The organism is Sinorhizobium sp. FG01, from assembly GCF_002531875.1.
Taxonomy (GTDB): Bacteria; Pseudomonadota; Alphaproteobacteria; order Rhizobiales; family Rhizobiaceae; genus Sinorhizobium; species Sinorhizobium fredii_C.
This window is the reverse complement of sequence record NZ_NWTB01000023.1, coordinates 44064-54420: the sequence shown is the minus strand read 5'-3', so window position 1 is coordinate 54420 and position 10357 is coordinate 44064. Positions and strand designations below refer to the sequence as shown.

General features: G+C 64.0%; 9 protein-coding genes and 1 pseudogene. 6 read left to right on the top strand and 4 right to left on the bottom strand.

What is annotated here, in order from left to right; all coding sequences use genetic code 11:
- The 5 genes and pseudogenes from CO656_RS26720 to CO656_RS26700 all read left to right on the top strand — a co-directional run.
- Window positions 1–376, top strand: a pseudogene (locus tag CO656_RS26720) (ABC transporter substrate-binding protein); the annotation flags it as partial.
- Window positions 377–542: 166 nt separating this feature from the next.
- Window positions 543–1628 carry a microcin C ABC transporter permease YejB gene (locus tag CO656_RS26715; RefSeq protein WP_097527793.1) on the top strand — a complete coding sequence of 362 codons (1086 nt, stop codon included), beginning with the start codon at window positions 543–545 and terminating at the stop codon, window positions 1626–1628.
- Window positions 1628–2761, top strand: coding sequence for an ABC transporter permease (locus CO656_RS26710; RefSeq protein WP_037422659.1), 1134 nt, complete (start codon window positions 1628–1630; stop codon window positions 2759–2761). The genes CO656_RS26715 and CO656_RS26710 overlap by 1 nt, the downstream gene beginning before the upstream one ends.
- 8 nt (window positions 2762–2769) lie before the next feature.
- Window positions 2770–4398 carry an ABC transporter ATP-binding protein gene (locus CO656_RS26705; protein WP_037422723.1) on the top strand — a complete coding sequence of 543 codons (1629 nt, stop codon included), beginning with the start codon at window positions 2770–2772 and terminating at the stop codon, window positions 4396–4398.
- Between the two features lie 9 nt (window positions 4399–4407).
- Window positions 4408–5367, top strand: a complete 960-nt coding sequence (locus CO656_RS26700; protein WP_097527792.1) for a glyoxylate/hydroxypyruvate reductase A — start codon at window positions 4408–4410, stop codon at window positions 5365–5367.
- Window positions 5368–5463: 96 nt separating this feature from the next.
- Here the strand turns inward: CO656_RS26700 and CO656_RS26695 are convergent, their stop codons facing one another.
- The 3 genes from CO656_RS26695 to CO656_RS26685 all read right to left on the bottom strand — a co-directional run bounded on the left by CO656_RS26695 (window position 5464) and on the right by CO656_RS26685 (window position 8257).
- Window positions 5464–6315 (bottom strand): NlpC/P60 family protein, encoded by an 852-nt coding sequence (locus tag CO656_RS26695; protein ID WP_097527791.1) that lies wholly within the window; start codon window positions 6313–6315, stop codon window positions 5464–5466.
- Between the two features lie 8 nt (window positions 6316–6323).
- The gene (locus CO656_RS26690; protein ID WP_097527790.1) at window positions 6324–6668 is read right to left on the bottom strand and encodes a MarR family winged helix-turn-helix transcriptional regulator; all 345 of its coding nucleotides are present in this window, start codon (window positions 6666–6668) and stop codon (window positions 6324–6326) included.
- Window positions 6669–6865: 197 nt separating this feature from the next.
- Window positions 6866–8257 (bottom strand): M17 family metallopeptidase, encoded by a 1392-nt coding sequence (locus CO656_RS26685; RefSeq protein ID WP_097527789.1) that lies wholly within the window; start codon window positions 8255–8257, stop codon window positions 6866–6868.
- A gap of 132 nt (window positions 8258–8389) precedes the next feature.
- On the opposite strand from CO656_RS26685, the gene CO656_RS26680 reads away from it, so the two are divergent.
- Window positions 8390–9214 carry a tetratricopeptide repeat protein gene (locus CO656_RS26680; RefSeq protein WP_037422673.1) on the top strand — a complete coding sequence of 275 codons (825 nt, stop codon included), beginning with the start codon at window positions 8390–8392 and terminating at the stop codon, window positions 9212–9214.
- Between the two features lie 155 nt (window positions 9215–9369).
- On the opposite strand, the gene CO656_RS26675 is transcribed toward CO656_RS26680, so the two are convergent.
- Window positions 9370–10353 carry a type II secretion system F family protein gene (locus CO656_RS26675; protein WP_097527788.1) on the bottom strand — a complete coding sequence of 328 codons (984 nt, stop codon included), beginning with the start codon at window positions 10351–10353 and terminating at the stop codon, window positions 9370–9372.
- Window positions 10354–10357 lie beyond the last annotated feature (4 nt).

The following is a 10357-nucleotide window of genomic DNA, read 5'->3' as shown; positions in this document are numbered from 1 at the left end:
CCGGGAGCGCGCCTTCGATTACGACATGACCTGGGAGGTCTGGGGCCAGACCTTGAGCCCCGGTAACGAGCAAGCGGACTATTGGGGATCCAAGGCCGCGACGCGCGAGGGTTCGAGAAATTATGCCGGGATTGCCGATCCGGGTGTCGACAAGCTGATCGAACGCGTCATCTTCGCCAAGGATCGCGACACACTCGTCGCCGCCACAAGAGCGCTTGACCGTGTGCTGCTCGCCCATAATTACGTGGTCCCGCTCTATTACAAGCTCAAGGCCAACGTCGCCTATTGGGACAAGTTCGGCCGACCTGCGGAACTGCCGAAATATGCGATCGGCTTTCCCGACGTATGGTGGCTCAAGGGCGCTGCCAGCCAATGAAGACTTGCGCTTGAGGCCGCTCTCGATTCCAAATGCAGGAAGCGAATCAGTAAAATGACGGACGACGGCGGCATCGGACGCGCCCAAGGAGTATGGGATTGAGACGAAATAGACGGCAAACCAGCGCTCCCGCGATCGGCGGCGCCACAATGCCGAGGTTCGCCTGATGGGTGCGTATATCCTGCGCCGGCTGCTCCTGATGATCCCGACGATCATCGGCATCATGGCGATCTCCTTTGCCGTCGTGCAGTTCGCGCCGGGCGGCCCGGTGGAGCAGGTGATTTCAGACCTCACCAACGCTGCCGGCTCCGATCGACTGTCCGGCAGCGGCGGCGATCTCCTGCAGGAGGGTGGCGGCGGCGAGGGTGGGCAGTATCGCGGCGCGCAGGGGCTTGATCCGGAATTCATCGCCAAGCTCGAGAAGCAGTTCGGCTTCGACAAGCCGCCGCTCGAGCGCTTTCTCGGCATGATGTGGAACTATGCCCGCTTCGAGTTCGGCGAGAGCTTTTTTCGCAACACCTCGGTCGTCGACCTCATCATCGAAAAGATGCCGGTGTCGATCTCGCTCGGCGTCTGGATCCTGATCTTCTCCTATGCGATCTCGATTCCGCTCGGCATTCGGAAGGCGGTCTCCGACGGTTCGACCTTCGACGTCTGGACCTCCGGCGTCATCATCGTCGGCTATGCGGTGCCGAGCTTCCTCTTCGCCATCCTGCTGATCGTGATTTTCGCCGGCGGCTCCTTCTTCGACTGGTTCCCCCTGCGCGGCCTCGTCTCGGACAATTTCCACGAGCTTCCCTGGTACCAGAAGATCCTCGATTACTTCTGGCACATGACGCTGCCGCTGATCACGCTGCTGCTTTCGGCCTTCGCGACGACGACGCTGCTGACGAAGAATTCCTTCATCGACGAGATCAAGAAGCAATATGTGACGACGGCGCGCGCCAAGGGGCTCAGCGAGCGCAAGGTGCTCTACGGCCACGTCTTCCGCAATGCGATGCTGATCATCATTGCGGGCTTCCCTGGCGCCTTCATCTCCGCCTTCTTCACCGGCTCGCTGCTGATCGAATACATTTTCTCGCTCGATGGACTTGGACGGCTCGGCTATGACGCCGTGGTCAAGCGAGACTATCCAATCGTCTTTGCCACCCTTTACATCTTCTCGCTGATGGGCCTCATCGTCAGCCTCATCTCCGATCTCATCTACACCTGGGTCGACCCCCGCATCGACTTCGAGCGGAGGGACGTCTGATGAGCACCGTCGCGACCTATTCGCAAGCGCCAGAGAAGGGCTGGCTGACACCGATCGGCCGGCGCCGCTGGCAGAATTTCAAGGCCAACCGGCGCGGCTACTGGTCGTTCTGGATATTTCTCGTCCTCTTCGGCCTCAGCCTTTGTGCCGAATTCATCGCCAACGACAAACCGATCGTCGCCTCCTACAAGGGCGAGATCCTGTTCCCGGTGCTGGTCAACTATCCGGAAGAGAAATTCGGCGGCTTCCTGGCCGAGACCGACTTCCGCTCCGATTTTATCCGCGACGAGATCGAGGCGAATGGCTGGATGATCTGGCCGCCGATCCGCTATTCCTATCAGACCGTCAACTCCAATATTCCGCATTCGGCGCCGACTGCGCCCTTCTGGCTGATGAGCGAGGAGGAGCGCTGCTCGGCCTATCCGCAAGGGTCGGCGGATCGCGGCTGCATCCTCGGCAATTTGAACTGGCTCGGCACCGACGATCAGGCACGCGACGTCACGGCGCGAATGATCTACGGTTTCCGCATCTCGGTGCTGTTCGGGCTGGCGCTCACCATCGCCTCGGCGGTGATCGGCGTTTCGGCCGGGGCTGTCCAGGGCTATTTCGGCGGCTGGACCGACCTCCTACTGCAGCGTTTCATCGAGATCTGGTCGTCGATGCCGGTGCTCTACATCCTGCTGATCATCGCCGCCATCCTGCCACCCGGCTTCTTCATCCTGCTCGGCATCATGCTGCTCTTTTCCTGGGTCGGCTTCGTCGGCGTGGTGCGGGCCGAATTCCTGAGGGCGCGCAATTTCGAGTACGTCAATGCGGCCCGCGCGCTCGGCGTCGGCAACGGCACCATCATGTACCGCCACCTCTTGCCGAACGCGATGGTGGCGACGCTGACCTTCCTGCCCTTCATCCTGTCGGGCTCGATCACGACGCTCACCTCGCTCGACTTCCTCGGCTTCGGCATGCCGCCCGGGTCGCCCTCGCTGGGCGAGATGATCGCCCAGGGCAAATCGAACCTGCAGGCACCGTGGCTCGGGCTCACCGCCTTCTCAGCCATGTCGGTCATGCTGTCGCTGTTGATCTTCGTCGGCGAAGCGACGCGCGACGCCTTCGACCCGAGGAAGACGTTCCGGTGAGCGCGACGATGACAGACACCCTCCTCTCCGTGCGCGACCTCTCCGTGGCCTTCCACCAGGGCGGCGACACCTCGGTCGCCGTCGACCACATCTCCTTCAACATCAAGCGCGGCGAGACGGTGGCGCTCGTCGGCGAATCCGGCTCGGGCAAGTCGGTCTCGGCGAATTCGATCCTGAAGCTCCTGCCCTACCCGGCAGCGAGCCATCCGAGCGGCGAAATCCTCTTCAACGGCAAGGATCTCCTGAAGGCGAGCGATGCTGAATTGCGCCATGTGCGCGGCAACGACATCACCATGATCTTCCAGGAGCCGATGACGTCGCTCAATCCGCTGCACACGATCGAGCAGCAGATCGGCGAAATCCTCGAATTGCACCAGGACGTGAAGGGGCCCGCGGCGCGAGCGAAAACGCTGGAGCTCCTCGATCAGGTCGGCATCCGCGAGGCAGAAAAGCGGCTCGGCGCCTATCCGCACCAGCTTTCCGGGGGCCAGCGCCAGCGCGTGATGATCGCCATGGCGCTCGCCAACCGGCCGGAACTCCTGATCGCCGACGAGCCGACCACCGCGCTCGACGTCACCGTCCAGGCGCAGATCCTCGAACTCCTGAAGTCGCTCAAGGACCAGCACGGCATGTCCATGCTGTTCATCACCCATGACCTCGGCATCGTCCGCAAGATCGCAGACCGGGTCTGCGTGATGACCAAGGGCAAGATCGTCGAGACCGGCCCGACCGCCGAGATCTTCGCCAATCCGCAGCATGCCTATACGCGGCATCTGCTCGCCTCCGAGCCGAAGGGCGAGCCGCCGCCTTCCGACCCATCGAAGCCGATCGTCGTCGAAGGCAAGGACGTGAAGGTCTGGTTCCCGATCAAGGCCGGCTTCCTGCGCCGTGTCGTCGATCATGTGAAGGCGGTGGACGGCATCGATCTGACGCTGCGTGCCGGCCAGACGCTCGGCGTCGTCGGCGAATCCGGTTCGGGCAAGACGACGCTCGGCCTGGCGCTGACGCGGCTGATCTCGTCGAAGGGACGGATCGCCTTCGTCGGCCAGGACATCGACGCCTATAGTTTCCGCGAGATGCGGCCGCTCCGGAACCGCATGCAGGTGGTCTTCCAAGATCCTTACGGCTCCCTCAGCCCGCGCATGTCGGTCGCCGACATCATCGGCGAGGGGCTGAAGATTCATGAGAGGGCGCTCTCCGACGACGAGCGCGATGCACGCGTTGCCGCAGCGCTGCAGGAAGTCGGGCTCGACCCGGCCACCCGCTGGCGCTACCCGCATGAATTCTCCGGCGGCCAGCGGCAGCGCATCGCGATTGCACGGGCAATGGTCCTCAAGCCGCAATTCGTCATGCTCGACGAGCCGACCTCGGCCCTCGACATGAGCGTCCAGGCGCAAGTGGTCGACCTCCTGCGCGATCTGCAGCGCAAGCACAATCTCGCCTATCTGTTCATCAGCCACGACCTGAAGGTGGTGCGGGCGCTCGCCAACGAGGTGATCGTCATGCGGCTCGGCAAGGTGGTCGAACAGGGACCGGCCGAACGGATCTTCGAGGCGCCCGTCGAAGACTATACCAAGGCGCTGATGGCCGCCGCCTTCAATCTCGAGGCCGTCAACCTTTCCGCCATCCGTCAGTAGAGCGTCCGAATGCCTGCCAAGAGCCCCATCATCGTCGACCTGAAATTCATTCCGGAGGAAGTGGGCGCCGCCCTTAAGGGCGCCTTTCCCGGACGCGAGGTGATCAACCTCGCGGATCCGTCCCATCTCGGCCGGGACCTCTCGGCGATCGATTATGCGGTGGTCTGGAAGTCGGCGCCCGACCTCTTCTCTCGCGCACCGGACCTGAAGGTCGTCTTTTCCGGCGGCGCCGGTGTCGATCACGTTCTGACGCTGCCGGGCCTGCCCGATGTGCCGCTGGTGCGCTTCGTCGACCGGACGCTGACGACGCGGATGAGCGAATGGGTGGTGATGCAATGCCTCCTGCATCTGCGCCAACATCGCGCCTATGAGGCGCTGGCCAGCAATCGCGAGTGGCGGGACCTAAGCCAACCGGAAGCCGCCGACGTTACCGTCGGCATCATGGGAATGGGCGTGCTCGGCCAGGACGCCGCCCGCAAGCTCGCGGTGATGGGCTTCGAGGTCATCGGCTGGTCGCGAACCAAGCGAACCGTCGAGGGCATCGACACCTATGATGCCGCCGGCCTCGACTCCTTCCTCGGCCGGACGGATTTTTTGGTCGGGCTGCTGCCGCTGACGCCGGATACGAGGGGCATTTTCAACGCAGCCCTCTTCAGGAAGCTCAGCCGCAACGGACCTTTCGGCGCACCGGTTTTCATCAATGCCGGCCGCGGCGGCAGCCAGGTGGAAGCCGACATCCTCGAATGCCTGGATTCAGGCGTTCTGGGTGGAGCCTCGCTCGACGTCTTCGAAAGAGAGCCGCTGACGTCCGAAAGCCGCTTCTGGGACATGCCGAACGTCTATGTGACGCCGCACGTCGCCGCCTCCTCCGACGTCAAAGCACTCTTTGCCCATGTCGAAGAGCAGATCACCCGCTTCGAAAGCGGCCTGCCGCTGGAGCATGTGGTGGATAAGGTAGCCGGCTATTGAAGCTGAGAATGACGGGCATGCTGGCCGGACGGTGCAGCCTGGGCGGCGCGCAAGCAAGGCGTCACTCCCCTACAGGAGCGCATCTATGCAAACAGTTCAAGGTCGTCGATACCCTGTCGGCTCTCCGTAGAGCCAGCCAATGCGGCGGATCGCATCGTCGAGCCCCTCGCGCGCCACCGTCATCGTATGGCCGTTGGCATGCACAAGGGTCTCCTCGTCCTCCATGATGGCCACATGGCCCTTCCAGAAGACGAGATCGCCCCGGGCGAGCTCGTCGCGGCCGATCGGCTGGCCGAGAGCGAGCTGCATGTCGGTGTCGCGCGGCGCCTCCCGCCCCGTCATTTGCATCGCCAATTGCACGAGGCCGGAGCAATCGATGCCGAAGCCGGAGCGGCCGCCCCAGAGATAGGGGGTTTCCATGAAACGGGTGGCGATCGCGACATAGTCGTCGCCGATCGGCGCATCGGCCGGCGTGCAATGGTTGGCAACCACCGCCAGACCACCGTCGAGCAGGACATAGCGGGTGCCGCGTGTCTCCGCCTCGCCGACGACATTGATCCGGCTTCCCATGGAAAGTGCAAAGGCCAGCGGAAAGCGCAGGTCCGCGCCGCGATAGGCAAATGTTCGCGGCACGGTGACGATATGGGTTGCCGCCGCACCAACCTGCCCCACCGTGTCCTGCGGCACGTAGCCGACATAGCCGTCGCGTTCCGACTTGACCCAGGCCCATCCGTCGGCTGCGTCGAGCACGCGAACCGTTTCGCCATAGAGCACTTCCGTGTCGGTGCCGCAGGCAAGATCCGGCCTCGCCCTCAGCGGCACCACGGGCACGGACACGACAGCCGGCGTCCCTTCGACGAAGCGCTTCGCTTCAACGAGGCCGCGCAGGCGCTCCTCCGCGAGGTCCTCGCGATAGGCATTGAGACGGCGATCGAGCACTTCGGGCATGGCTGAACTCACAATTTGCGGCCCTGATTGATGATCAGATCGCCGAATTTTTCAAGATAGAGCGCGCCCTCGACGGTCCGCTTGATGACCACATTACGCCTGTCGCGCTCGTCGCGCACCCGATCGACGAGGCCGAGCGCCCCCATCGTATCGAGAGCGCGGGTGATCACCGGTTTCGTCACGCCGAGCTTGGCAGCAAGACCGCGCACCGTGTGCGGCGGCGGCACGAGATAGATTTCGAGCAGGATCGCCATCTGGCGGAGCGTCAGATCGCGGCTGTCGACCCGGACCTGCTCGATCGAGACGGCATGCCAAAGCCCCAGCGCTTGCGAGGGTGTCAGTTCGACCGGCAAGGCAAACTCCTGCGTAAGTCACGTTCCCGCACCATAGCCAGAGGATCGTTACGCAAGCGTTTCTTTATCGCCGGGCCGCAGGGGCAAGCCGCGCCCCCCCTTCGGCGTCGCGGGAAAGAGGCGCCGCACATCCCTTCTCCCCATCAATGGCGAGAAGGTCGCGGCAGCGGGATGAGGCGCAGGCGACGACAGCAAGGCTACCCCGCCAACCGCCCGATATGGTGATAAAGCGCCCGGATCGCCTGCGCCTCGCCGCCGACGGGCGAATGCGGCCGCTCGGATTGCGCCCAGGCGTAAATATCGAAATGCACCCAGCTCTTCGCATTGGTGACGAAGCGCTTGAGGAACAGCGCCGCTGTGATCGAGCCGGCCATGCCGCCCGAGGGAGCGTTGGTGAGGTCCGCGATGCGGGCCGAGACGTCCTTGTCGTAGCCCATGTAGAGCGGCATACGCCAGAGCGGGTCGTCCACAGTCAGGCTCGCCTCGAAAAGGTCGCGGGCGAGATCCTCGTCGTCGGTAAAGAAGGGCGGCAGGTCTGGGCCGAGCGCCACGCGTGCCGCCCCGGTAAGCGTCGCCATGTCGACCATCAGGTCGGTCTTCTCCTGGTCGGCATAGGCGAGCGCGTCGGCAAGAATCAGCCGGCCCTCGGCGTCGGTGTTGTCGATCTGCACCGTCAGGCCCTTGCGGCTCCGGTAGATGTCGCCGGGGCGGAAGGCGTTGGAGGAAATGGAATTCTCGACGGCCGGTACGATGACGCGGAGCTCGACCTTCAGCTTCGCGTCCATGATCATCAGCGCCAGGCCCAGGACGTTTGCGGCGCCGCCCATGTCCTTCTTCATCAAATGCATCGAGGCGGCCGTCTTGATGTCGAGGCCGCCGGTGTCGAAGCACACGCCCTTGCCGACGAGCGTCACCTTCCGGTGCCCTTTCTTGCCCCAGCGCAGCTCCAGGAGCCGTGGCGCCTCGGCGCTGGCCCGGCCCACCGTATGCACCAGCGGGAAGTTCTGGGTCAGCAGGGCCTCCCCGGAGATCACCGAGACATCCGCCTTATAGTGCGCGGCAAGCGCTCGGAAAACCGATTCCAGCGCTTCCGGCCCCATGTCGTTGGTCGGCGTGTTGATCAGGTCGCGCGCCAGGAAGACGCCGGCGAGCTGCCGTTTGATATCGGTCGCGTCCGCGTCGGCCGGGATCATCAGCGTCGGCGCCTCGGGCCTGGGGGACTTATAGCGCTCGAAACGATAGGAGCCGAGACCGTAGCCGAGCGCCAGGCGATTGGCGGTCAGCGGCGCCGTTTCGATGTGCCATTTGCCGGGCGGCAGGCTGCGCGCGAGCTTGCCGGTCAGGAAGGGGGCCTCCGACGGCCTTGAGCCGAGGCCGAACAGTGCACCGCCGAGATGACCATCGGCAGAAGGAATGAGGAGGACGGCACCCGACTCCGCCTTGAACCCGGCCTTCCTCGCCCAATCGAGAGCGATCGGGTCGATGCTCCCCGTATCGATATGCGCCGGCGTCACCGCAAAGATGGGCAGCGTCTTGCCGGCACTGGTGTTGAAGGGCGACGGCCGCTCGATGAACTGGAAGGGAGCCATGAATGTCCTCGACTGACGGATAGGGATGGCGCAATTAACGCTCTGTTAGGGTTAACAGATTATTGCTGGAGTGAAAGTTGCGCCGTTGATGTTCGGAGTTCCGGTGCCAATCGCATTCTGGGGCACCACTCGATGACGACGAAAAACATCCTCTCCTCCTTCATGCAACGCCTGTCAGCCGGAGCCGCGGTTGCGCTGATGGCGCTGGCGCTCGGCGGCTGCGCCGGGCAAGAGGGCAGGAAGGAGCTGACGACCGGCTCGATCCCGAAGCTCTCGAAACCGGTGCAATCGATGAACGCCACCGAGCTCGCGGCAGCCGCGGAAAGTATCGGCCAAGCCTATGAGCGCGATCCCAAGAACCGCGAGGCGGGCTTGAACTACGCCAATCTGCTGCGGATGACGGGCCGCAACGAACAGGCGCTCGCGGTGATGCAGCAGGTGGCGATCAACCATCCGACGGACCGCGAGGTCCTCGGCGCCTATGGCAAGACCCAGGCCGCCGCCGGGCAGCTCGAACAAGCGCTCGCGACCATCGGCCGGGCGCAGACGCCGGATCGCCCCGACTGGAAGCTGAAATCGGCGGAAGGCGCCGTGCTCGACCAACTCGGCCGTGCCTCCGAGGCGCGCCTGCGCTACCGCGAGGCGCTGGATCTTCAGCCGAACGAGCCCACCATCCTGTCCAATCTCGGAATGTCCTATCTTCTCACCAAGGACCTCAAGACCGCCGAGACCTACCTCCGCTCCGCCGCAGATCAGCCCGGCGCCGGCAGCAGCGTCCGCCAGAACCTCGCCCTTGCCGTCGGTCTGCAGGGCCGTTTCCAGGAGGCCGAAACCATTGCCCGGCAGGAGCTGACGCCCGAGCAGGCGGAGGCCAACGTCGCCTATCTGCGCTCGATGCTGTCGCAGAAGGGCGCCTGGACCGAGCTCGCCAAAGCGGACGAGGGGAATACGAACTAGACCGGCGGTGCCGTAAATCCGACGGCGATTTTCTGATCGCGGTCCAGCATCTTCACGCCAAATCGGTTGCAGCGAAATCGTCTCCCTCGCAGGACCGATTCAGAAGCGCAACGGTTCTCTCGGGGGGCGATCGCTACTTCGGGAATGCGTCCGGCCTAAAACTTGTCCGCCACCTGAATTCCGGCAGGGCCGAGGATCACGGCGACGAGGACCGGCAGGAAGAAGAGGATCATGGGCACCGTCAGTTTCGGCGGCAGCGCGGCCGCCTTCTTTTCCGCCGCGGTCATGCGCTGGTCGCGGCTTTCCTGCGCCAGCACGCGCAGCGCCTGAGCGATCGGCGTGCCGTAGCGGTCGGCCTGGATCAGCGCCTGCATCACCGCCTTGACCTCCTCGAGGCCTGCGCGCAGGCCGAGATTTTCAAGCGCGATGCGCCGATCGGGCAGGAAGGAGAGTTCTGCCGTCGTCAGCACCAGTTCCTCGGCAAGCGCTGGAGACTGGGCGGCGATCTCGTCGGCGACGCGCCGCATGGCGAGTTCCATCGACACGCCCGATTCGACGCAGATCAGCAGGAGATCGAGCGCATCCGGCCAGGCGCGGCGGATCGAGTGCTGGCGCTTCGAGATCGCATTGGCGATGAAGATATTCGGCGCGTAGAACCCGAGATAGGCGAAGCCGAGCGTGAAACATGTCCTCAGCATGAACGGCTTCTCGGCAAAGTTGCCCAGCACGAAAATATATACGATGGCAACCGCCAGAAACAGGAACGGCAGGCAGAAGCGGGCGAAAAGGAAGGTGTTCAGCGCGTTCTGGGTACGGTAGCCGGCGGTCTTCAGGCGGTTGACGGTGTTTTCATCCACCAGCGCCCGCCGGAGATTGAGCCGCTCGACGATCTGGCGGACCGAGCTATTGTGCTGCGCCCGGAGGCTTGCCTTGCCGGCGGCCGCTTCGGCGTTCAGCCGGGCGCGCTCGCGGGCGCGGATCTGCTCGCGCTCGGTGGCGACGGACTTCATCCGCTTGGCAAGGTCGCCCCGCTCAAAAAACGGCACGGCGAGCGAGTAGAACGTCGCAAGCACCGCCATCGACACGAGAACCGCGATGAGGATGTTCGGATCGGTGAGTGTCCTTATCCAGCCGTCCATCGCA

Excerpts from the sequence above, each read along its gene's own strand:
- CO656_RS26715 (WP_097527793.1), top strand. The coding sequence starts at position 543 with ATGGGTGCGTATATCCTGCGCCGGCTGCTCCTGATGATCCCGACGATC.
- CO656_RS26710 (WP_037422659.1), top strand. The coding sequence starts at position 1,628 with ATGAGCACCGTCGCGACCTATTCGCAAGCGCCAGAGAAGGGCTGGCTG.
- CO656_RS26705 (WP_037422723.1), top strand. The coding sequence starts at position 2,770 with ATGACAGACACCCTCCTCTCCGTGCGCGACCTCTCCGTGGCCTTCCAC.
- CO656_RS26700 (WP_097527792.1), top strand. The coding sequence starts at position 4,408 with ATGCCTGCCAAGAGCCCCATCATCGTCGACCTGAAATTCATTCCGGAG.
- CO656_RS26695 (WP_097527791.1), bottom strand. The coding sequence starts at position 6,315 with ATGCCCGAAGTGCTCGATCGCCGTCTCAATGCCTATCGCGAGGACCTC.
- CO656_RS26685 (WP_097527789.1), bottom strand. The coding sequence starts at position 8,257 with ATGGCTCCCTTCCAGTTCATCGAGCGGCCGTCGCCCTTCAACACCAGT.
- CO656_RS26680 (WP_037422673.1), top strand. The coding sequence starts at position 8,390 with ATGACGACGAAAAACATCCTCTCCTCCTTCATGCAACGCCTGTCAGCC.
- CO656_RS26675 (WP_097527788.1), bottom strand. The coding sequence starts at position 10,353 with ATGGACGGCTGGATAAGGACACTCACCGATCCGAACATCCTCATCGCG.